Here is a 19,791-nt window from a genome sequence, read left to right on the forward strand (position 1 = left end):
GATGCGCACCGATCCCCATGACGGGGGAGCCGTGCGGGCGGTCGGCGCGGAGGTGCGCCGGTACGGCGTGAACGCCTGGCGGGTGTCCGGACGGACTCGCCGCCGTCAAGGCGGGCACGCTGTACGCGACGGTGGCGCAGCAGCCCTCGCAGCCCGGCCGGATGGCGATCGACACCGCGCTGCGGGCGCTGGAGGGCAGGAAGGTCGACACGGCGGTGAAGGTGCCGGTGAAGGTGGTAACGAAGCAGAACGTGGCCGGGTTCAGCGGCTGACACCGCACGGCGGGCGGGCGGTCCTTGCGACCGCCCACCCCATGTCATCTGTAGGGGAGTCCATTGATGTACGACTACGACCTCCTGGTCGTGGGATCGGCGAACGCCGACCTGGTGATCGGGGTCGAGCGGCGGCCCGCGGCCGGGGAGACCGTGCTCGGCTCGGACCTGGCCGTCCACCCGGGCGGCAAGGGAGCGAACCAGGCGGTCGCCGCCGCCCGCCTCGGTGCCCGTACGGCGCTGCTGGCCCGGGTCGGCGACGACGCGCACGGCCGGCTGCTGCTGGACGCGCAGCGCCGGGCGGGCGTCGACACGGTGGGGGTCCTGACCGGCGGGGCGCCCACGGGGGTCGCGCTGATCACGGTGGACCCGTCGGGGGACAACAGCATCGTGGTCTCCCCGGGCGCCAACGGGCGGCTCGCCCCGGAGGACGTACGGGCCGCGCGGCGCCTGCTGCACGCCTCCCGGGTGGTGTCGGCGCAGTTGGAGATCCCGCTGGAGACGGTCGAGGAGGTCGTACGGAACCTGCCGTCCGGCACCCGGTTCGTGCTCAACCCGTCGCCGCCGAGGCCGCTGCCCGCCGAGGTGCTGGCGGCCTGCGACCCGCTGATCGTCAACGAGCACGAGGCACGGGTCATCGCGGGCGGCGAGCCGGGCGGGGTGCCCGAGGACCGGGCGCGGGCACTGCTGGCGCTGGGTCCCCGCTCGGTGGTGGTGACACTGGGCGCGCGGGGCGCTCTGGTGGCGGCCGACGAGTCCATGACGCGCGTCCCGTCCGTGAGGGTTGACGCCGTCGACACGACCGGCGCGGGCGACGCGTTCACGGCGGCGCTGGCCTGGCGGCTGGGCACGGGCGCGTCGCTGCCTCGGGCGGCGGCGTACGCGGCCCGGGTGGGGGCGGCGGCGGTCACGCGGCCGGGGGCGCAGGAGTCGTACCCCACGGCGGAGGAGGTCGACTCCCTGTGCACAAGGCCGGAATCCTGAACCGTCACCTCGCGGGCGCCCTCGCCGAGTCGGGGCACGGGCACGAGGTGCTGGTCTGCGACGCGGGCATGCCGATTCCGGCAGGGCCCCGGGTCGTGGACCTGGCGTTCCGCGCCGGGGTGCCGTCCTTCGCCGAGGTCCTGGACGGTCTGCTTCGGGAGCTGGTGGTGGAGGACGCCACCGCCGCGCACGAGGTGCGGCACGCCAACCCGCAGGCCACGGCGTTGCCGGACGCCCGCTTCCCGCGCCTGGAGCCGGTCCCGCACGAGAAGCTGAAGCGGTTCGCGGCCGACGCGCGCCTGGTGGTCCGCACCGGCGAGGCCCGCCCGTACGCGAACGTGCTCCTGCACTGCGGCGTCTTCTTCTGACCGGCCGCCCCGCCGGAACAGCCCTGACACTTCGAGGGGCCCGGTCACAGCCCGGGCCCCTCGGTTTCCCCCACCCCGTCAGAACCCCCGTGATCCCCCCGGATCCCCCCGGGAAGTCCTGACTCCCCTTACGACACGCACAGAGCGGCGAGGGTTGCACCGTTCGCCGAGGAATTTCCCGCGGGCCCGCTGCGGGCGGCGCAGCCTGACTGGCAGGGGCTGTGTTCAGGGGCGATGATGGAGGGAGAGAAGAAGGTGATGGATCACGAACGACCGTGAGCCGGACAAGGCAGACTCCCCCTCGCCGAAGGCGTCCGCTCCGGAGCGAACGTCGGCTCCCGAGGCCATGCGGAGCGCGGCTGCGCAGCTCACCGAGCTGCTCGGGCGGGCTCCTCAGTCCGTTTCGGCGCTGAGACCGACGGATCAGGGCTGGGAGGCCCTCATCGAGGTCCTCGAGCTGGAGCGCGTTCCGGACACGAGCAGCGTCATGGCCAGCTACAGGGTCGTTCTGGACCCCGCGGGCAATCTGATGGGCTACGAACGCGTACGCCGCTACACCCGCGCGCAGGTCGACAAAGAGGGCCGCTGACAGCGGCCGACGCCCTTCGCTCGAAGGGAAAGATCGTGACTGTAGTGCCGCAGGGCGGTGGGCCGCCGGCCGGCGGGGGCGGCGGCGGCTCGGGCAACCTCTACGACGTACTGGAACTGGTCCTCGACCGGGGCCTGGTCATCGACGCCTTCGTGCGGTTGTCCCTCATCGGAATCGAGATTCTGAAGGTGGACGCCCGCGTGGTCGTGGCCAGCGTCGACACCTATCTGCGCTTCGCCGAGGCCTGCAACCGGCTGGACCTGGAGTCCGGCCGCAAGGCCCCCGCGACGCTGACGGACATCACCCAGAGCGTCACCGAGGGTGGGGCCCACGGCAAGAGCAAGGGCGCGCTGACCGGCGCGGTCGAGGCGTTCACCGAGTCGCTCCAGAAGGGGCACGGGGAGCACGAGAGGGAGCGCGAGCACGTCGAACGCGACTCGGGCCGCCGTTCCTCGAAGGGCCGGGAGGAGTGAGCGGGCCGATGTCGCTGTACGTGTACGCGATCACCAAGGACTCGCATCCGCTGGATCTGGAGGGGGTCAAGGGCGTGGGTGAGGCCCCCGCCGAGCTGCGTGCCGTCCACAGCGGCTCGTTGTGCGCCGTCGTCAGCGACGCGCCCCCGGACCTGTCGGTCGCGCGCCGGGATCTGGAGGCGCACAACGAGGTCCAGGGACGTCTGTGGGCGGGCGGCAGCATCCTGCCGCTCGGCTTCGGGTACGTCGCGGAGGACGAGGACGCCGTGCGCGCCGTGCTGGAGTCGCGGGCGGAGGAGTTCTCCCGGCGGCTCGACGAGCTCGCCGGGCGGGCGGAGTTCAACATCAAGGGCGTCTGGCAGGAGGACGCGCTGCTGCGCACCGTCCTGGAGGGGTCCGAGCAGGTGCGGGCGCTGAGCGAGCGGACCCGCGAGGGCGGGAGCTACGACGACCGGCTGGCGCTCGGTCAACTCGTGGCCCAGGAGGTACAGACCCGTCAGGACGCGCTGGCCGAGGAGGTCGTCGCCGCCCTGCGGCCACTCGCGCTGTCCGAGAAGGGGTCCCCGGCCTCCAAGCAGTACTTCGTCAACGCGTCCTTCCTGGTGGAGGGCGAGCGGGCGGAGGAGTTCACGCGCACCGGTCAGGAACTGGCCGAGCGCCTCGGAGAGGGCATCGAGCTGCGTGTACGGGGGCCGCTGCCGCCGTACAGCTTCGCCTGAACGGTGCGATCGACCGGCCGGACCGACCGGCCCGGACGGCATGAGGAGGCGCTGTGGGAGGACTGGTCACGGGGATCCTGGGGTTGCCGCTCGCCCCGTTCAAGGGCATCGGCTGGGTGCTCGACAAGGTCGTCCAGAACGCGGAGCAGGAGTACTACGACCCGGCTCCCGTCCAGGAGGAGCTGATCAACCTGGAGCAGGCGCGGACCGAGGGCCGGATCGGCGAGGAGGAGTTCGCGGGGCGCGAGGAGGCGTTGCTGCACCGCCTGGAGGAGATCAGGGCCTACCACCTGCGGCGTGCACAGGGCGGGCCGTGACGATCGGCGAAGGAAAGAAAAGGGACGGAACCATGAACAACGCCAAGATCGGCGCGGCTGTCCTCGGCGGCTATCTGCTGGGCCGGACGAAGAAGGGCAAGCTCGCCCTGAGCGTCGGGGCGGCGCTGGCCGGGTCGCGGATGAGGCGGGGAGGGGTCGGCAAGCTGCTGCAGGACTCCCCCCTCCTCGGCGACGTCAGCAGGCAGGTGCGCGGCGAGCTGGCGAGCGCGGGCAAGTCCGCCGCCACCACCGTGCTGTCGGCGAAGGCCGAGAGTCTGGCCGACGCCCTGCACGAACGCACCGCGGAACTGCAGGAGAAGGCGCACGGCGAGGGCGGGCGCGGCCGGGACGAGGAAGCCCGCGAGGAGGAAGGCGAGAACGAAAAGGACCGGGACGAAGGCGGCCGGGGCGAAGGCGGCCGGGGCGGGGGAAGCCGGAGCAAGCGTGGGGGCGGAACCCGCGAGCGGCAGGGGCGCCGGAGCGAGGAGCGCGAGAAGAAGACGAAAAGCGGGTCCGCACGATCGAGGAGGCCGGACGATGGCTGAGGGCACCCTCAACAAGGTTCGTGAGCAGGTGCAGGGGAGCCCTGGCGCGGACCGGCTGAAGGAAGAGCTGGAGAACTACCTGCAGGCCCGGCTCCAGGTGATGCTCGAGGGCATGGGCGAGCGACTGGGCGAGGGAGCGCGCCGACTCGCGGAGACGCACGTCGGTCCCGGCATGGTGACCAAGCTCGCCCTCAAGGGCGGCAAGAAGCTCCTCGGCGGCGGAGGCGACGGCGCGGGGGTGGGCGGGATGCTGTCCCAGGCGAAGGACACGCTCCTCGGCAAGGCCAAGGAGGCGGTGGGCGGAGGAGGCAAGGGCAAGGCCGGCGGACCGCAGCGAGGTCTGACCATCGTCGAGGACGTCGACGTGGGCGTGCCCGTGCGTGAGGCCTACAACCAGTGGACGCAGTTCCCGGACTTCGAACGGTTCGCGAAGGGTGTCGAGGACGTCCGGCAGGACGACGAGACCACGACCCACTGGAAGGTCAAGATCGCCAAGTCACACCGCCAGTGGCGGGGCATCGTGACCGAGCAGGTGCCCGACGAGCGCATCGCCTGGACCACTGAGGGCCCCAAGGGCACGAACAAGGGCGTCGTCACCTTCCACCCGCTCGGCGACAACCTCACCAAGGTGCTGCTCGTCCTGCACTACTACCCCAAGGGCCTGTTCGAGAAGACGGGCAGCCTGTGGCGCGCCCAGGGGCGGCGGGCGCGGCTCGATCTCAAGCTCTACCGCTCGTTCGTCATGGACCGCGGTGAGGCCACCGGCGCCTGGCGCGGCGAGATCCGCGACGGGGAGGTGGTCCGCAGCTCGGAGGAGGTCGAGAGCGAGGAGCGCGAGGAAGCGGAGGAGGGGCAGGCGGAAGGCCGCGAGGAAGAACCCGAGGAGCGCCGCGAGGGCGAGGAAGAGGAAGAAGAGGAGGAGGGCCGCGGGCGGCGCCGGGACGAGGACGAAGAGGACGAGTACGAAGAGGACGAAGAGGACCGGCAATCCGAGGACGACCCCGCATCCGGGGAAGACGACGAGTGGGAGGAGGACGAGGACGAAGACGAGCAACCCGACGACCGCTACGACGAGAGGGAGGCACCCGAAGGGCGTCGGCGCCGCGGATAGCTCCGGGCGCTGAGGTGCGCGAACCTCCCGGTCTCCGCGACGCCGACGTCGGGTGCTCAGGGAAACGAGGTCGAGTGTGACGTGTCCGAGCCCGCCGTCCCCGCGTCGCGGCCCCTGACTCCCTACAGTCAGGGGTCCTCCGGCGCCAACCTGGCCGACATCCTTGAACGCGTGCTCGACAAGGGCATCGTGATCGTCGGCGACATCAAGATCAACCTGCTCGACATCGAGTTGCTCACCATCAAACTCCGGCTTCTGGTCGCGTCCGTGGACAAGGCCCGGGAGATCGGCATCGACTGGTGGGAGCACGACCCGGCGCTGTCCTCCCGCGCCGACGGCCGACGCGACCTGAGGGAGCAGAACGAGCGGCTGCGTGGCGAGGTGGCGGAACTGCGCAAACAGCTGGCCGCCTCACCGACGCCCGAGCTGTCCGAGGGCAGGTCCGCCCGCCGTGGCCGGCCGCGGGAGGAGCATGACACCGAGCGGGAGCGGCGGCGCGACCGCGACACCGAACGGGAGCCGCGCACCGAACGGGAGCCGCGCACCGAACGGGAGCCGCGCACCGAACGGGAGCCACGCGCCGAACGGAAGCCGCACACCGAACGGAAGCCACGCACCGAGCCGCGGCGCACCCGGCGCAGGACCGATGACGCCGACCACGACGACCGGAGCTGAGGACGGTGGACGAGCAGCTGTGCTACGCGTATGCCGTGCTCGGCGCTTCCGCGGTGCAGGACACGGCGCTCGCGGCTGTCCGGGGCGTGACCGACGCACCCGTCACCCTCGTCCGCTCCGGCGAGGTGGCCGCCGCGGTCAGCGCGGTGCCCGCGGCCGAGTTCTCGGAGGCGGCCTTGAAGGCGGGTCTCGAGGACCTGCGGTGGCTGGAGGCGACGGCCCGGGCGCACCACTTCGTGATCGAGGCCCTGGCGGGGCGCACCACGGTCCTCCCGCTGCGGCTGGCCACCGTCTACCTGGACGAGAGCCGGGTACGGGAGATGCTGGCCGGTCGCCAGGACGAGTTCAGGGCGCTCCTCGCCCGGCTCGCCGAGCACGTGGAGTGGGGCGTGAAGGTGTACGTCGAGGCGCCGCCCGAGCCCCCGACCGCCCAGGCGGCCACCGGCGACGCGGCGGGCGAGGAGAACCCGGGCCGGGCGTATCTGCGCAGCCGCCGGCACCAGCGGCAGGCACGCGCGGACGCGTGGCGGACCGCCGAGGAGGCCGTACGACGGACCGAGGAGCAGGCCCGGGGCCTGGCGGTGGAGCGCACTCGGCACCGGCCGCAGCAGGAGGGCCTCGCGCACGTGCCGGGCGAGAACATCGCCAACGACGCCTATCTGGTCCCGCGCCGGCGGTCCGAGGAGTTCCGCGACCGGATGCTGCACGCGGCCGACGGCCTGCCCGGGATCCGCGTGGAGGTCACCGGGCCGTGGGCGCCGTACTCCTTCACCGCGCCGCTCGCGCCCGACACGCCGGAAGGGGCCGGGCAGCGGTGAGCGAGTACGACGCGTACGACGACCGCCCGGTCGCTCAGCCGCAGGTGGCGTTGATCGACCTGCTGGACCGGCTGCTGAGCGGCGGTGTGGTGCTCACGGGCGATCTCGTGCTGTCCATCGCCGACGTCGACCTGGTGCGGATCTCGCTGCGCGCGGTGATCGTCGCGGTCCGCGAGGAGCTGGACGAGGGATGGTCGACGTTCCTGCCCCCGGGGCCCACCGCGCTTCCCGTCCACGGGAGCCACGGTGACGGGCCCGGCTGACGGCGCGGACGCCGACCGGCTGCGGGAGGTGGCCGAGGCCGCGACCCGCGCCTTCTCGCTGCTGCCCGCCCGCCCGGACGAGGTCCCCCCGCCGTCCGCCGGCCGGGGCTCGCAGCTCGCCCGCCGTCTGCACGCCGACCCGGAGACGGTGGAGCGTGACCTCGTCAAACTGGTCCTCACCATCGTCGAGTTGCTGCGTCAGCTGATGGAGCGGCAGGCCCTGCACCGCGTCGACGAGGGCGACCTGAGCGAGGAGCAGGAGGAGCGGCTCGGGCTGACCCTGATGCTCCTGCACGACAAGATGGCCGACCTGTGCGACCAGTACGGCCTGACCATGGCCGACCTCAACATCGACCTGGGCCCGCTGGGCACGCTGCTCCCACCGTGAGAGCCCCTGCGGGGCCCTGCGCTGCGCGTGAGAGCACGTGGAGCACCTGGGCGGGCCGGGCCCGGCCCGCCCGAGGGCGCGTCACCGGATCACGTGCTCCACGAACCGTTCCACCGTCTCCGCGAGGACCTCCCGGCCGTCGCGCGCCCACAGCCCGTCGTTGAACAGCTCGACCTCGATGGCACCGGTGTAGCCGGCGGCCTCCACGTAGCCCCTCCACTCACGCATGTCGATCGCGCCGTCGCCGATCTGCCCGCGCCCGTTGAGGACACCCTCCGGCAGCGGGGTGGTCCAGTCGGCGAGCTGGAAGGTGTGGATCCGGCCGCCGGCACCGGCGCGGGCGATCTGTTCGGGGGCCGTGTCGTCCCACCAGATGTGGTACGTGTCCACCGTGACGCCCACCTGCTGCGCGGGGAAGCGCTCGGCCAGGTCCAGCGCCTGGGCCAGAGTGGAGACCACGCAGCGGTCCGAGGCGTACATCGGGTGGAGCGGCTCGATGGCCAGCCGCACGCCGCGCCCGGCCGCGTAGGGGCCCAGTTCCGCGAGCGCGTCCGCGATGCGCTCGCGCGCCCCGCGCAGGTCCCTGGAGCCGGCCGGCAGCCCGCCCGACACCAGGACGAGCGTGTCCGTGCCCAACGTGGCCGCCTCGTCGACCGCCCGGCGGTTGTCGTCGAGGGCCCGCGCCCGCGCCGCTGTGTCGATCGCGGTGAAGAAGCCGCCCCGGCACAGCGTCGTCACCGTCAACCCGGCGTCACGGACCAGCTTCGCCGTCGCCTCCAGACCGTAGGACCGGACGGGCTCCCGCCACAGGCCCACGCCCCGGACACCCGACTCCAGGCAGGCGTCGACCAGCTCGGGCATGCCGAGCTGCTTCACCGTCATCTGGTTGATGGAGAACCGCTCCGGTGCCGCGCTCACCGGGCCACTCCGTACAGGGACAGCAGCGTCTTCATCCGTGCCTCGGCCAACGCGGGATTCGGGAACAGGCCGAGGCCGTCGGCGAGTTCGTAGGCCTTCGCGAAGTGCGGCAGCGAGCGTGCCGACTGCAGGCCGCCGACCATCGTGAAGTGCTCCTGGTGGCCCGCGAGCCAGGCCAGGAAGACCACGCCCGTCTTGTAGAAACGGGTGGGGGTCCGGAACAGGTGGCGGGACAGCTCCACGGTCGGGTCGAGCAGCTCCCGGAAGCCCTTCGCATCGCCGGTGTCCAGGACCCGTACCGCCTCGGCGGCCAGCGGGCCGAGCGGGTCGAAGATGCCGAGCAGGGCGTGGCTGAAGCCCTTCTCGTCGCCGGCGATCAGCTCGGGGTAGTTGAAGTCGTCACCGGTGTAGCAGCGCACGCCCTGCGGGAGGCGGCGGCGCAGGCCGATCTCGCGCTGGGCGTCGAGCAGGGAGATCTTGACCCCGTCCACCTTGTCGGGATGACCGGCGATGACCTCGAGGAAGACGTCCGTGGCGGCGTCCAGGTCGCTCGAGCCCCAGTAGCCCTCCAGGGCCGGGTCGAACATGGGGCCGAGCCAGTGCAGGACGACGGGTTCGGCGGCCTGACGCAGCAGGTGGCCGTAGATCTCCAGGTAGTCCTCGGGCCCCCTGGCCGTGGCGGCCAGGGCGCGCGACGCCATGAGGATCGCCTGCGCGCCCGCCTCCTCCACCACGGCGAGCTGCTCCTCGTACGCCTTGCGGATCTCCTCCAGGGACCCGGCGGTGAGCTGGTCGGTGCCGACGCCGCAGGCGATGCGGCCGCCGACCGCCTTCGCCTCGGCGGCGGAGCGGCGGATCAGCTCGGCGGCGCCCGCCCAGTCCAGGCCCATGCCGCGCTGCGCGGTGTCCATGGCCTCGGCGACACCGAGCCCGTGCGACCACAGGTGGCGGCGGAAGGCGAGCGTGGCGTCCCAGTCGACGGCGGCGGGCGAGTCGGGGGACACGTCCGCGTACGGGTCGGCGACGACGTGCGCGGCGGAGAGGACGGTACGTGAGGTGAACGGCGTGCCGGTGGAGACGGCGAGGGGCTCGCGGCGCGGCTCGTACGCCCTGAGCCGCCCGCTCGCGTCGGGCAGGTGGATGGTCACAGCGCGATCTCCGGCACCTCGATGCGGCGGCCCTCGGCCGAGGACCTCAGGCCGAGTTCGGCGAGCTGCACGCCGCGGGCGCCGGCCAGCAGGTCCCAGTGGTAGGGGGCGTCGGCGTAGACGTGCCTGAGGAACAGTTCCCACTGGGCCTTGAAGCCGTTGTCGAACTCGCCGTTGTCCGGAACCTCCTGCCACTGGTCGCGGAAGACCTCGGTGGCGGGGATGTCCGGGTTCCACACCGGCTTCGGGGTCGCCGAGCGGTGCTGCGCCCGGCACTTCCTGAGCCCCGCGACGGCCGAGCCCTCGGTGCCGTCCACCTGGAACTCCACCAGCTCGTCACGGTTGACGCGCACCGCCCAGGAGGAGTTGATCTGGGCGATCGCGCCGCCTTCGAGCTCGAAGACGCCGTACGCGGCGTCGTCCGCCGTGGCGTCGTACGGCTTGCCGTTCTCGTCCCAGCGCTGGGGGATGTGGGTGGTCGCCAGGGCCTGTACGGACCTCACGCGGCCGAACAGCTCGTGCAGTACGTACTCCCAGTGCGGGAACATGTCGACAACGATGCCGCCGCCGTCCTCGGCACGGTAGTTCCACGAGGGGCGCTGGGCGGGCTGCCAGTCGCCCTCGAAGACCCAGTAGCCGAACTCGCCGCGGACCGAGAGGATCCGGCCGAAGAAGCCGCCGTCGATGAGCCGCTTCAGCTTCAGCAGGCCGGGCAGGAAGATCTTGTCCTGGACGACGCCGTGCTTGACGCCCTTGTGGTGGGCGAGGCGGGCCAGTTCCAGGGCGCCCTCGAGGCCCGTGGCCGTCGGCTTCTCGGTGTAGATGTGCTTGCCCGCCGCGATCGCCTTCCTGAGCGCCTTCTCGCGGGCGGAGGTGACCTGCGCGTCGAAGTAGATCTCGACGGCCGGGTCGGCGAGGACGGCGTCCACGTCCGTCGACCAGTGCTCCAGGCCGTGCTGCTCGGCGAGCGCCTTCAGGGCGTGCTCGCGGCGGCCGACGAGGACCGGCTCGGGCCACAGCACGACGCCGTGGCCCAGGTCGAGGCCGCCCTGTTCGCGGAGGGCCAGGATGGAGCGGACCAGGTGCTGGCGGTAGCCCATGCGCCCCGTCACGCCGTTCATGGCGATACGCACCGTCTTGCGTGTCACGTCAATCCCTTCGTACGCGTCCGGCGCCTCGTACGCTCGGCGACGAGCGCGACAGCAAGCGCTTTCTACAGAAGGAGACGCTAGCCTCTGTTCGGCTGCCCGGACAAGACCGCGGCGACGACGAGATGTACGTGTCCACATACAACGTCACAGGACGTGACACTACGGACACGTTGCCGTGAACTCGGACGGTCCGGGAGCGCGAAGTTGGTCGATCCGTCGAACACGGCGAACCGAGGGCCTGTACACGGGTGTCTGTAGAGCTGTAGATGGATCTCGGTGGAAGTCGGTCGACGTCGGTGGACGGACCGGCGGACGCCGCCGAGCACGACGGGTACGACGAGAACACGCGACCGGAGGACGACGACGATGACGGTGACCCTGGCGGACGTGGCGGCGCGCGCGCAGGTGTCGCCCGCCACCGTGTCGCGCGTGCTGAACGGGAACTATCCCGTGGCGGCGTCCACCCGGGAGCGGGTGCTGCGCGCGGTGGACGAGCTGGACTACGTCCTCAACGGCCCGGCGAGCGCGTTGGCGGCGGCCACCTCCGACCTGGTCGGCATCCTCGTCAACGACATCGCCGACCCCTTCTTCGGGATCATGGCGAGCGCGATCCAGTCGGAGATAGGGGGCCCGGGCGGCCGGGCCGGCGGCGAACGGCTCGCCGTGGTGTGCAACACGGGCGGCTCGCCGGAGCGGGAGCTGACGTATCTGACGCTGCTGCAGCGTCAGCGGGCCGCGGCCGTGGTGCTGACCGGTGGCGCGGTGGAGGTCAGCGCACACGTGGAGGCCGTGGGCACGAAACTGCGCAAGCTCGCGGAGGCGGGGACGAAGGTGGTGCTGTGCGGCCGGCCACCGGCACCCGAGGCGATCGCACTGACCTTCGACAACCGGGGCGGCGGCCGGCAGCTCACCGAGCACCTGATCGGGCTCGGGCACCGGCGGCTCGGCTACATCGCGGGCCCGGAGGAGCGCACGACGACGCGGCACCGCCTGGAGGGCCACCGGGAGGCGCTGGCCGCCGCCGGGATCGAGGACGACCCGAAGCTGACGGTGCACGGCCGGTACGACCGCCGGGCCGGTTACGAGGCGACACTCGAACTCCTGCGCAGGGACCCGTCCCTCACGGCGATCGTGGCCGCGAACGACACCGTGGCGCTGGGCGCCTGCGCGGCCCTGCGGGACTCCGGACTGCGCATCCCCGACGACGTGTCGGTGGCGGGCTTCGACGACCTCCCGTTCGCGATCGACGCGGTACCGGCCCTGACGACGGTCCGCCTCCCGCTCTCGGCGGCGGGGGCACGCGCGGGCCGCATCGCGATGGAGCGCGAGGAGCCGCCGCCGGGCGGGATCGCGACGGTGCGGGGGGAATTGATGGTGCGGGGATCCACGGGGGCGCCGCGGGGGTAGGCGCACACGGGAGCGCCGCATGGTGAGGCGGGCACGGGAACGCCGCATGACGGGGCGGGCACGGGAAGCCCGCATGGTGGGGCGGGCACGGGAACGTCCCGCCGCTGCCTGCCCGACCGGGGCCGCGGGCGCTTCCCCGCGACGGGCGCGCCCGGGTGTCGCCGACGGGCGCTCCCCCTGGCTGCCCAGTAGGGTCGATGAGCATGAAGCTCGCCTTCTCCACCCTCGGTGTCCCCGGCCTGCCCATACCCGACGTGGTCCACCTCGCGGCCACCCACGGCTACCACGGCGTCGAACTGCGCGCGCATCCGGACGAGCCCGTCCACCCGGGTATCGGTGCCACGGAACGGGCTGACACGGCCGCCGAGTTCAAGGCGGCCGGCGTCGAGATCCTGGGCCTGGCCGGGTACGCGCGCGTGGCGGCGCCCGGGGACGACGCGCCCGTCCTGGCCGAGATCCGCGCCCTGCTCGACCTCGCCCACGACGTGGGCGCCCCCTTCGTCCGCGTCTTCCCCGGCGCCGGCACCGGGCAGAGCCCCGAGGAGGCCGACGCCACGGCCGCCCGGCGGCTGGGCACCGCCGCCGAGTACGCCGCCGACGCCGGCGTGCGCATCCTGCTGGAGACCCACGACTCGCACCGCACCGGCGCGGACGCCCTGCGCGTCCTCGGCACGGTCGGCCACCGGCACGCGGGCGCGCTGTGGGACGTGATGCACACCTGGCTGGGCGGCGAGCAGCCGCAGGAGACGTACGCGGCACTGTCCCCGTACCTCGGCTACGTCCAGGTCAAGGACATCGCGTCCGCCGACGACACGACGCCGCTGCCGCTGGGCTCCGGCGTGCTGCCGCTCGCCGAGTGCGTGGAGGTCCTCTCCCGCCACGGCTGGGACGGCTGGCTGTGCTGGGAGTACGAGAAGCGCTGGTACGAGTCGGCGACCCCGCTGCCGGAGCTGCTGGGCGCGGGGCGGGAGCATCTGCGGCGGCTGCTGAACGAGTCGGCGTAGGGACGCCCGGACCGGCCTCAGCGACCGGTGAGCTTCGCGGAGCCGTCCAGGCACCAGTCCAGGACTGCGGGCCAGGAGCCGTAGCCGGCGTCCAGGTCGAGGTGGGCGGCACCCGGGATGATCTCGGTCGGGATGCCGAGGGGATCCCCGAAGACCGTCTTCGCGCCCTCCGGGCAGTACGGGTCGTCGTCGCCCGCGACGAGAAGGGTGGGCGCGGGCGACGTCAGACCGTCGAGCGGCGGCGCGAAGGCGGCGACCTCCGGGTACCGCGCGAGGACGGAGGCGGACGGCGGGGCCACGAGCAGCACGCGGTCCACCTCCACGCCCTTCACCCCCCGCGCGACCGCGTGCAGCCACAGCACGCCGGCCAGGCTGTGGGCCACGACGACGCGTTCAGCGCCGCCGGGGAGCTCTTCGAGGTAGCGGGCCAGCTCCGCGAGCCACACGTCCAGTTCGGGGTCGTCGGGGTCGGGCAGCTGCGGATAGGTGACGTGGTGGCCGAGTCCGGTGAGCCGGTCGGCCAGCCAGTGCTGCCAGTGGTCCTCCGGGCGGTGGTTCTGCCAGCCGTGGAGGATGAGGTAGGCGCTCATGGGCCGATGGTACGAACTCCCCGCGGTCAGACGACGACGCGGGCCCACACCGTCTTCCCGACGCACCGTTCCCTGACCTCCCACGCCTCCGCCAGCGCGGCCACCAGCAGCAGGCCGCGGCCCGAGGTCGCCGCCGGGTCCGGGGCCGACAGGACCGGCCTGCGCGGGGAGGCGTCGGACACCTCCACGTCCACGGTCTTCTCACCGTCGTACGTCATCGCCACCTCGAAGTGGCGCCCCGGGACGCGGCCGTGGCGGATCGCGTTCGTCGCCAGCTCCGAGACGACGAGTTCGACCACGTCCCGCGCGTCGGCCGACACCGCCCAGGAGCGCAGCACGCAGCGGGCGCCGCGTCGGGCCTCGACGACATTGCGCGGGGTCGGTGCGAACCTCAGCCTCCAGGTACGGGATTGCGGATGTACGCCATCACGTTCTGTGCTCATAGAGATACTGTCGGCCAGAAGGCCCGCCGCCACCAGGCCCGGAACACGACGGTCACGTACGGCAACTGCGGCGGGGCTCACGTTGAGTCACGTAGAGCCGTGTAGAGGGGGGTGGCTGCGATGGGGCAGCCCAGGAGGAACTCGGCGTCACCCGCAGCGCAGTACTTCGCGGAGGTGTTACGGACGCTGCGGATGAAGGCCGGGCTGTCGCAGAACGAACTGGGCGACCGGATGGCCTACTCGGGGGCGGCGGTGAGCGCGGTGGAGACGTGCGCGAAGCCGGCGACGGACGAGTTCATCGCGGCGGCGGAGAAGGCACTGGATGCCGGGGGGTTGATTGCGGCGGCGGCGAAGTACTTGCGGCTGGAGCGGTATCCCGAGCACTTCCAAGGGTTCGTGCAGCTGGAGCAGGAGGCGTTGAGTGTCTCGTCGTACTGCACGCAGCTCATCCATGGCTTGCTGCAGACGAAGGAGTACGCCGAGGCGGTGCTGCACTACGCTTTCCCGCCGCTGGAAGGCGATGAGGTCGAACTGCTCGTTTCGGCACGCATGGAGCGCAAGGCGCTGCTGGACCGTAAGCCGGGATGCGTCGTCAACGTCATCCTCGAAGAGGCGGCTCTCAAGCGCCACGTATGCGGCCATGAGGCCATGCACAACCAGTACGAGTACCTGCTCACATGTGCCGGGCGACCGAACATCGTGCTTCAGGTCATGCCTGAAAACAGGCCGGGACACGCAGGCCTGCAAGGGGCGCTGACCGTGCTCGACACCCCCGAGAACACCACCTTGGCGTACATGGAGGGCAACGGCCACAGCACTCTCATCTCCCGGCCGGATGAGGCCGGTGTCCTGGCGCGGCGTTATGCGATGATCAGAAGTCAGGCCCTCCAGCCGGAGGAATCCGTCGCCCTGATCGAGCAGTTGGCAGGTGAGCTATGACCGAACTGGCGTGGTTCAAGAGCAGCTACAGCGACAGCAGTGGTGGCGAATGCGTGGAGGTCGCGCCCTCCACCGCGATACACATCCGCGACTCCAAGGCCCGGGAGTTGCCCTACCTCACCGTCTCCCCCGACGCCTGGACCCGCTTCCTCACCTTCGCCTCCAGCAGTGACCGGCACTCCGGCCACTCCTCCGCCGTGATCGAGTAGATCGCGGAGTCCCGGAGCCGGTCCTCCTCGCCCGGTGCCCAGGAGCGGGACCAGTTGCGCAGGACGCCCTCGAAGCGGGCGCCGACGCTCTGGATCGCCGCGCGGGAGCGGTTGTTGCGGGCGTCGGTCTTCAGGTCGACGCGCGCCACGCCCCAGTGTTCGAACGCGTGGCGGAACAGCAGGAGGTTGGGGCGGTCCGCGCCCACCTCCACCTCCGCGCCCATCCGCCGCAGCACGTCCACGAAGCCCAGGTTTCCCTGGAGCGCGCCCGCCCCCCAGCCGGGATCCGGACCACGGGCATGGCCTCATGCCGGCTCGCTGACCGGCTCACGCGCCGACACGTCCGCCGGTTGGACCGTCTTCGGCGAAACCCTCACCGCCGGCGCCGGCGACGTCAGCGCCACCCCGCCCACCAGCAGTGCCGCCGCGCCCCAGCGCAGCGGGCTGATCGGTTCGCCCAGGAACAGGGCCGCGGACGACATCCCGAAGACCGGGACCAGGAGGGAGAACGGGGCCACCGTGGACGCGGGGTGGCGGCGCAGCAGCCAGCCCCAGGCGCCGAAGCCGAAGACCGTGGTGATCCAGGCGACGTAGAGGACGATGCCGACCCCCTGCCAGTCGAGGGCGCGGAGCGCGGCGAGGTCGCGTGACGGGCCCTCCCTGAGGAGGGACAGGCCGAGCAGGGGCAGGACCGGCACCGTGCTCACCCACACCATGAAGTTCAGGGGATCCGGCGGGGACGCCTTGCGGGTGAGGACGTTGGACAGGCCCCAGCAGGCCGCCGCCACGATGACCAGGGCGAACGCGCCGAGCGGGCCGGCCGTTCCCTCGTCGACGGCCGCGAGGGCCACACCGCCGAGGGCCACCGCCATGCCCAGCGCCCTCAGGCGCGTGGGGCGTTCGCCGAGGAGTGCGAAGGCCATGAGCGCCGTGAAGACCGCCTGGATCTGCAGGACCAGGGAGGACAGGCCGGCGGGCATCCCCGCGGCCATGCCGAGGAACAGCAGCCCGAACTTCGCCACGCCCAGCACCAGGCCCACCGCCGCGATCCACTTCCACGCCACCTTGGGGCGGCCCACGAAGAAGACGGCGGGGACGGCCGCGGCCAGGAAGCGCAGGGCCGAGAAGAGCAGGGGCGGGAAGTGGCCGAGGCCGAGTTCGATGACGGTGAAGTTGACGCCCCAGACGGCGGCGACGAGAACGGCGAGAGACAGGTGTGCGGGTCGCATGCGTCGAGGATCACGCCCCAGAACAGTGAAGCACCAGCGATGATTCCTGCATGGTTGGATGAAGCATCGGTGATTCCTCGGGGGGCATCTTGCTCGATCTCCAGCGTCTGCGCGCCCTGCACGCCGTCTCCGTCCACGGCACGGTCGGCGCCGCGGCCGTCGCGCTCGGCTACACCCCGTCCGCCGTCTCCCAGCAGATCGCCAAGCTGGAGCGGGAGACCAGGACGGTGCTGCTCGAGCGCGAGGGGCGCGGCGTGCGGCTCACCGACGAGGCACGGCAACTTGCCGCCACCGCCCAGGAGTTGCTGGCGATCGTCGAGCGTGCCGAGACCGAACTGGAGGAGCGGCGGGGCCTGCCCTCCGGACGGCTGACGGTGGCGGCGTTCGCGTCGGCCGCGCGCGGGCTGATGCCCCGGGTGCTGGCGGATCTCGCGAGCCGGCACCCCGCCCTGGACACCCGGCTGACCGAGGTGGATCCGCATCTGTCCGTCGACCTGGTCGCCAAGGGCGTGGTGGACGTCGCCGTGGCGCACGACTGGGACATCGCGCCGCTGCCCGCGCCGGAGGGGGTGGAACAGGCGGCGATCGGAGACGACCTGTGCGATCTGCTCGTGCCCGCCGGGCACCGCTTCGCCGGGCGGTCGGCGGTGCGCCGGGAGGAGCTGGGCGGTGAACGGTGGATCTGCCAGCCGCCCGGCCGGGTCTGCCACGAGTGGCTGGTGCGGACGCTGCGCGCGGCCGGGCACGAGCCCGAGGTGGTCCACCGAGCCGACGAGAACCCGACCCTGGTCGCCCTGGTCGCCGCCGGACTCGGTATCGCCCTGATCCCGCGGCTGGGCCGGGGCCCGCTGCCGGAGGGGGTCGTCGAGGTGCCCCTGGACCCCCTGCCGGTACGGCACCTGTACGCGCTGTGGCGCAGGGGGGCGGCCCGGCGGCCGGCGATCGCCGAGACCGTGCGCACCCTCCAGCACCACTGGCCCGCGGTGTCGACGCACGGGCCCCGTTGACCACTCCGGTACCGACGTGCGGCCGCCGGCCGATTCCGGGGAACCCGACCCGGGGTCCCTTCGTCCCATGGGCAGGTTGCCGGATGAGTCTCCGCGCTGCGGTGTCGGCCTCGCCGCTGGCTGCGATCGCTGACCACCCTCTCCGCCGCACGCGGCCGGCAGCACGCCGCCGTCGGCGCGCCCCCTCCAACAGCGCCGATGGCGGCCCCTCATGCGCGGTATCCCCTGTGCGGCGCCTTGACCGGCGGAAAGCTCCCGGATATTGCTGATCCCTCGGAAGTTTCCCTCAGCGTTCTCCTCCGGAAGGAGCGCACGTGCACGACTGCGGCACGGGAAGCACCGCACTGCCCTCCAGACGCACGGTCCTCACCGCCGCGACGGGCCTGACGGCGGCCGTCGCCCTGACCCCGGGAGCCGCTCGAGCGGCCGGGTACGCCGCGTACGACGACAAGCGGCTCGGGGGCCTGATCTCCCGTATGACGCTCCAGGAGAAGGTCGGCCAGCTGTTCGTGACACGGGTCCACGGCCACTCCGCGACCGCCCCCGACCAGTCCGACATCGACGCCAACCTCAAGGAGATCGGCGTCCGCACCGCCGCCGAGCTGGTGGCCAGGTACCGCGTCGGCGGCATCATCTACTTCACCCGGGCGCACAACACCCGAGATCCCCGCCAGATCGCCGATCTGTCCAACGGCATCCAGAAGGCGTCGCTGGACCAGCCGCGCGGGCTGCCCGTGCTCATCGCCACCGACCAGGAGCACGGGATCGTCGCCCGCGTGGGCAGGCCCGCGACGCTGTTCCCGGGAGCGATGGCGATCGGCGCCGGCGGCTCCCGTGCCGACGCGCAGGCCCTGGGCCGGATCGCCGGCGCCGAGCTGCGGGCCCTCGGCATCCGCCAGAACTACTCGCCCGACGCGGACGTGAACGTCGCCCCGGCCAACCCGGTCATCGGCGTACGGTCCTTCGGCGCCGACCCGGACGCGGTGGCGGGCCTGGTCGCGGCGGAGGTGAGGGGGTATCAGTCCTCGGGCGTCGCGGCGACCGCCAAGCACTTCCCGGGCCACGGCGACACCGCCGTCGACAGCCACTACGGCTTCCCGGTCATCACGCACAGCCGCGAGGTGTGGGAGAGGCTGGACGCGGTGCCGTTCCGGGCGGCGGTCCGGGCCGGGGTCGACGCCGTGATGACCGCGCACATCATGGTGCCCGCGCTGGACGGCTCCGGCGACCCCGCGACCCTCTCGCGCCCCGTCGTCACCGGCATCCTGCGCGAGGAACTCGGCCACGACGGGGTCGTGGTGACCGACTCGCTGGCCATGGCGGGCGTACGGCAGAAGTACGGCGACGACCGCGTGCCCGTGCTGGCCCTGAGGGCGGGAGTCGACCAGCTGCTCGACCCGCCGAACCTGGACCTCGCCTGGAACGCGGTGCTCAGCGCCGTGCGGGACGGCGAGCTGACCGAGTCCCGGCTCGACGAGTCGCTGCTGCGCATCCTGCGGCTGAAGGCGAAGCTGGGGCTGCTGGACCAGCCCTGCGTGAGCGAGGCCGGCGTGGACCGGACGGTCGGCACGCCGGGGCACCTGCGCACCGCCGACCGCATCGCGGACCGCACGACCACCCTGCTGGTCAACAAGGGGCGTCTGCTGCCGCTCTCGCGCCGCACCCGCGCCCGGCTGCTGGTGGCGGGCGCGGACCCCGCGTCCCCGACCGGCACCGACGGACCGCCCACCACCGTCCTGGCGAACGCCCTCACCGAGCTGGGTTTCACGGCGACCGCGCTGTCCACCGGGACCGCGCCCTCGTCGGCCACCGTCGCCAAGGCGGTGGCGGCTGCCGACGGCGCGGACGCGGTGGTGGTGGCCACGTACGACGTGGGCGCGACCGGTTCCCAGCGGACGCTGGTGAACCAGCTGGTGGCCACGGGCAAGCCGGTGATCGCGCTCGCTCTGCGGAACCCGTACGACGTGGCCCGACTCCCCGACGTGGGCGCCTTCCTGGCCTCGTACTCCTGGACGGACGTCGAACTGCGCGCCGCGGCGCGGGTGATCGCGGGCCGGGTCGGGCCGCGCGGGAAGCTGCCGGTGCCGGTGCGACGGGCGGACGACCCGGCGCAGGTGCTGTACCCGATCGGGTACGGACTGTCGTACTAGCCGTACGCCGGGAACCGGGCACCCCGCCCCTTTTTGTCGCAAAGCACCCGGGACGTCTGGCGTGCGCCGTGGCC

At 72.5% G+C, this 19,791-nt stretch carries 24 protein-coding genes and 2 pseudogenes; 19 read left to right on the forward strand and 7 right to left on the reverse strand.

Translation table 11 applies throughout. From position 1 onward, the window contains the following. Positions 1-80 precede the first annotated feature (80 nt). The 13 genes and pseudogenes from AC5WS8_RS06505 to AC5WS8_RS06565 all read left to right on the forward strand — a co-directional run. Positions 81-272 (forward strand): annotated as a pseudogene (locus tag AC5WS8_RS06505) (hypothetical protein); the annotation flags it as partial. A gap of 66 nt (positions 273-338) precedes the next feature. Continuing rightward, positions 339-1,256, forward strand: coding sequence for a ribokinase (locus AC5WS8_RS06510; RefSeq protein ID WP_496102310.1), 918 nt, complete (start codon positions 339-341; stop codon positions 1,254-1,256). Then, the gene (gene rbsD / locus AC5WS8_RS06515) at positions 1,235-1,624 is read left to right on the forward strand and encodes a D-ribose pyranase (protein ID WP_496102311.1); all 390 of its coding nucleotides are present in this window, start codon (positions 1,235-1,237) and stop codon (positions 1,622-1,624) included. The genes AC5WS8_RS06510 and rbsD overlap by 22 nt, the downstream gene beginning before the upstream one ends. Positions 1,625-1,886: 262 nt before the next feature. Continuing rightward, positions 1,887-2,213, forward strand: a complete 327-nt coding sequence (locus AC5WS8_RS06520) for a gas vesicle protein GvpO (RefSeq protein ID WP_388994369.1) — start codon at positions 1,887-1,889, stop codon at positions 2,211-2,213. Positions 2,214-2,248: 35 nt separating this feature from the next. Beyond that, a complete protein-coding gene (locus AC5WS8_RS06525) occupies positions 2,249-2,686 on the forward strand; it encodes a gas vesicle structural protein GvpA (RefSeq protein ID WP_496102312.1) in 438 nt (145 codons plus the stop codon). 8 nt (positions 2,687-2,694) lie between these two features. Then, entirely contained in the window at positions 2,695-3,405 is a 711-nt protein-coding gene (locus AC5WS8_RS06530; RefSeq protein ID WP_496102313.1) for a GvpL/GvpF family gas vesicle protein, read from the forward strand. Between the two features lie 53 nt (positions 3,406-3,458). Further along, complete coding sequence (locus AC5WS8_RS06535; RefSeq protein ID WP_496102314.1) at positions 3,459-3,722, forward strand: gas vesicle protein GvpG; 264 nt, start codon at positions 3,459-3,461, stop codon at positions 3,720-3,722. Between the two features lie 32 nt (positions 3,723-3,754). Then, positions 3,755-4,267, forward strand: coding sequence for an ABC transporter substrate-binding protein (locus AC5WS8_RS06540; protein WP_496102315.1), 513 nt, complete (start codon positions 3,755-3,757; stop codon positions 4,265-4,267). Continuing rightward, complete coding sequence (locus AC5WS8_RS06545) at positions 4,260-5,378, forward strand: SRPBCC family protein (RefSeq protein ID WP_496102316.1); 1,119 nt, start codon at positions 4,260-4,262, stop codon at positions 5,376-5,378. The genes AC5WS8_RS06540 and AC5WS8_RS06545 overlap by 8 nt, the downstream gene beginning before the upstream one ends. Before the next feature lie 81 nt (positions 5,379-5,459). Beyond that, positions 5,460-6,053, forward strand: a complete 594-nt coding sequence (locus AC5WS8_RS06550) for a gas vesicle protein (protein WP_496102317.1) — start codon at positions 5,460-5,462, stop codon at positions 6,051-6,053. A 5-nt stretch (positions 6,054-6,058) separates the two neighbouring features. After that, positions 6,059-6,871, forward strand: a complete 813-nt coding sequence (locus AC5WS8_RS06555) for a GvpL/GvpF family gas vesicle protein (RefSeq protein ID WP_496102318.1) — start codon at positions 6,059-6,061, stop codon at positions 6,869-6,871. Next, positions 6,868-7,134 carry a gas vesicle protein gene (locus AC5WS8_RS06560; protein ID WP_496102319.1) on the forward strand — a complete coding sequence of 89 codons (267 nt, stop codon included), beginning with the start codon at positions 6,868-6,870 and terminating at the stop codon, positions 7,132-7,134. Before AC5WS8_RS06555 ends, AC5WS8_RS06560 begins: the two co-directional genes overlap by 4 nt. Beyond that, positions 7,118-7,522: a gas vesicle protein K gene (locus AC5WS8_RS06565; protein ID WP_496102320.1), complete on the forward strand. Its 405-nt coding sequence runs from the start codon at positions 7,118-7,120 to the stop codon at positions 7,520-7,522. The genes AC5WS8_RS06560 and AC5WS8_RS06565 overlap by 17 nt, the downstream gene beginning before the upstream one ends. An 81-nt stretch (positions 7,523-7,603) precedes the next feature. On the opposite strand, the gene AC5WS8_RS06570 is transcribed toward AC5WS8_RS06565, so the two are convergent. From AC5WS8_RS06570 to AC5WS8_RS06580, 3 genes are read right to left on the reverse strand one after another with little or no spacing between them, the layout of a single operon-like run. Next, complete coding sequence (locus AC5WS8_RS06570) at positions 7,604-8,404, reverse strand: sugar phosphate isomerase/epimerase family protein (protein ID WP_496102420.1); 801 nt, start codon at positions 8,402-8,404, stop codon at positions 7,604-7,606. Between the two features lie 32 nt (positions 8,405-8,436). Further along, positions 8,437-9,588 carry a dihydrodipicolinate synthase family protein gene (locus AC5WS8_RS06575; RefSeq protein WP_496102321.1) on the reverse strand — a complete coding sequence of 384 codons (1,152 nt, stop codon included), beginning with the start codon at positions 9,586-9,588 and terminating at the stop codon, positions 8,437-8,439. Next, positions 9,585-10,736 (reverse strand): Gfo/Idh/MocA family protein, encoded by a 1,152-nt coding sequence (locus AC5WS8_RS06580; protein WP_496102322.1) that lies wholly within the window; start codon positions 10,734-10,736, stop codon positions 9,585-9,587. The genes AC5WS8_RS06575 and AC5WS8_RS06580 overlap by 4 nt, the downstream gene beginning before the upstream one ends. Before the next feature lie 369 nt (positions 10,737-11,105). Between AC5WS8_RS06580 and AC5WS8_RS06585 the strand changes: the two genes are divergently transcribed. Further along, the gene (locus AC5WS8_RS06585) at positions 11,106-12,146 is read left to right on the forward strand and encodes a LacI family DNA-binding transcriptional regulator (protein ID WP_496102323.1); all 1,041 of its coding nucleotides are present in this window, start codon (positions 11,106-11,108) and stop codon (positions 12,144-12,146) included. A 203-nt stretch (positions 12,147-12,349) separates the two neighbouring features. Next, positions 12,350-13,150 carry a sugar phosphate isomerase/epimerase family protein gene (locus AC5WS8_RS06590; protein ID WP_496102421.1) on the forward strand — a complete coding sequence of 267 codons (801 nt, stop codon included), beginning with the start codon at positions 12,350-12,352 and terminating at the stop codon, positions 13,148-13,150. Between the two features lie 17 nt (positions 13,151-13,167). On the opposite strand, the gene AC5WS8_RS06595 is transcribed toward AC5WS8_RS06590, so the two are convergent. Continuing rightward, positions 13,168-13,740, reverse strand: coding sequence for an RBBP9/YdeN family alpha/beta hydrolase (locus AC5WS8_RS06595; RefSeq protein WP_496102324.1), 573 nt, complete (start codon positions 13,738-13,740; stop codon positions 13,168-13,170). A 26-nt stretch (positions 13,741-13,766) separates the two neighbouring features. Continuing rightward, positions 13,767-14,183, reverse strand: coding sequence for an ATP-binding protein (locus tag AC5WS8_RS06600; protein ID WP_496102325.1), 417 nt, complete (start codon positions 14,181-14,183; stop codon positions 13,767-13,769). A 120-nt stretch (positions 14,184-14,303) separates the two neighbouring features. Here AC5WS8_RS06600 and AC5WS8_RS06605 point away from each other — a divergent pair, with 120 nt between their 5' ends. Beyond that, positions 14,304-15,122 carry a helix-turn-helix domain-containing protein gene (locus AC5WS8_RS06605; RefSeq protein WP_496102326.1) on the forward strand — a complete coding sequence of 273 codons (819 nt, stop codon included), beginning with the start codon at positions 14,304-14,306 and terminating at the stop codon, positions 15,120-15,122. Next, complete coding sequence (locus tag AC5WS8_RS06610; protein WP_496102327.1) at positions 15,119-15,331, forward strand: DUF397 domain-containing protein; 213 nt, start codon at positions 15,119-15,121, stop codon at positions 15,329-15,331. Before AC5WS8_RS06605 ends, AC5WS8_RS06610 begins: the two co-directional genes overlap by 4 nt. Here the strand turns inward: AC5WS8_RS06610 and AC5WS8_RS06615 are convergent. Beyond that, a pseudogene (locus AC5WS8_RS06615) lies at positions 15,235-15,516 on the reverse strand (GNAT family N-acetyltransferase); the annotation flags it as partial. The gene AC5WS8_RS06610 and the pseudogene AC5WS8_RS06615 sit on opposite strands and share 97 nt — an antisense overlap. Positions 15,517-15,636: 120 nt before the next feature. Further along, on the reverse strand, positions 15,637-16,560 hold the full coding sequence (locus AC5WS8_RS06620) for an EamA family transporter (RefSeq protein WP_496102328.1): 924 nt from the start codon (positions 16,558-16,560) through the stop codon (positions 15,637-15,639). Positions 16,561-16,649: 89 nt separating this feature from the next. On the opposite strand from AC5WS8_RS06620, the gene AC5WS8_RS06625 reads away from it, so the two are divergent. Together AC5WS8_RS06625 and AC5WS8_RS06630 are read left to right on the forward strand one after the other, a co-directional pair. Further along, complete coding sequence (locus AC5WS8_RS06625; RefSeq protein ID WP_496102329.1) at positions 16,650-17,567, forward strand: LysR family transcriptional regulator; 918 nt, start codon at positions 16,650-16,652, stop codon at positions 17,565-17,567. A gap of 314 nt (positions 17,568-17,881) precedes the next feature. Further along, positions 17,882-19,717: a glycoside hydrolase family 3 protein gene (locus AC5WS8_RS06630; protein ID WP_496102330.1), complete on the forward strand. Its 1,836-nt coding sequence runs from the start codon at positions 17,882-17,884 to the stop codon at positions 19,715-19,717. Positions 19,718-19,791 lie beyond the last annotated feature (74 nt).

Source organism: Streptomyces sp. PTL18 (assembly GCF_059510295.1).

What these genes read in the sequence shown, in the direction of transcription:
- AC5WS8_RS06510 (WP_496102310.1), top strand. Translation starts at nt 339, where the DNA reads ATGTACGACTACGACCTCCTGGTCGTGGGATCGGCGAACGCCGACCTG.
- AC5WS8_RS06530 (WP_496102313.1), top strand. Translation starts at nt 2,695, where the DNA reads ATGTCGCTGTACGTGTACGCGATCACCAAGGACTCGCATCCGCTGGAT.
- AC5WS8_RS06540 (WP_496102315.1), top strand. Translation starts at nt 3,755, where the DNA reads ATGAACAACGCCAAGATCGGCGCGGCTGTCCTCGGCGGCTATCTGCTG.
- AC5WS8_RS06545 (WP_496102316.1), top strand. Translation starts at nt 4,260, where the DNA reads ATGGCTGAGGGCACCCTCAACAAGGTTCGTGAGCAGGTGCAGGGGAGC.
- AC5WS8_RS06570 (WP_496102420.1), bottom strand. Translation starts at nt 8,404, where the DNA reads ATGACGGTGAAGCAGCTCGGCATGCCCGAGCTGGTCGACGCCTGCCTG.
- AC5WS8_RS06585 (WP_496102323.1), top strand. Translation starts at nt 11,106, where the DNA reads ATGACGGTGACCCTGGCGGACGTGGCGGCGCGCGCGCAGGTGTCGCCC.
- AC5WS8_RS06590 (WP_496102421.1), top strand. Translation starts at nt 12,350, where the DNA reads ATGAAGCTCGCCTTCTCCACCCTCGGTGTCCCCGGCCTGCCCATACCC.
- AC5WS8_RS06595 (WP_496102324.1), bottom strand. Translation starts at nt 13,740, where the DNA reads ATGAGCGCCTACCTCATCCTCCACGGCTGGCAGAACCACCGCCCGGAG.
- AC5WS8_RS06600 (WP_496102325.1), bottom strand. Translation starts at nt 14,183, where the DNA reads ATGAGCACAGAACGTGATGGCGTACATCCGCAATCCCGTACCTGGAGG.
- AC5WS8_RS06605 (WP_496102326.1), top strand. Translation starts at nt 14,304, where the DNA reads ATGGGGCAGCCCAGGAGGAACTCGGCGTCACCCGCAGCGCAGTACTTC.
- AC5WS8_RS06610 (WP_496102327.1), top strand. Translation starts at nt 15,119, where the DNA reads ATGACCGAACTGGCGTGGTTCAAGAGCAGCTACAGCGACAGCAGTGGT.
- AC5WS8_RS06620 (WP_496102328.1), bottom strand. Translation starts at nt 16,560, where the DNA reads ATGCGACCCGCACACCTGTCTCTCGCCGTTCTCGTCGCCGCCGTCTGG.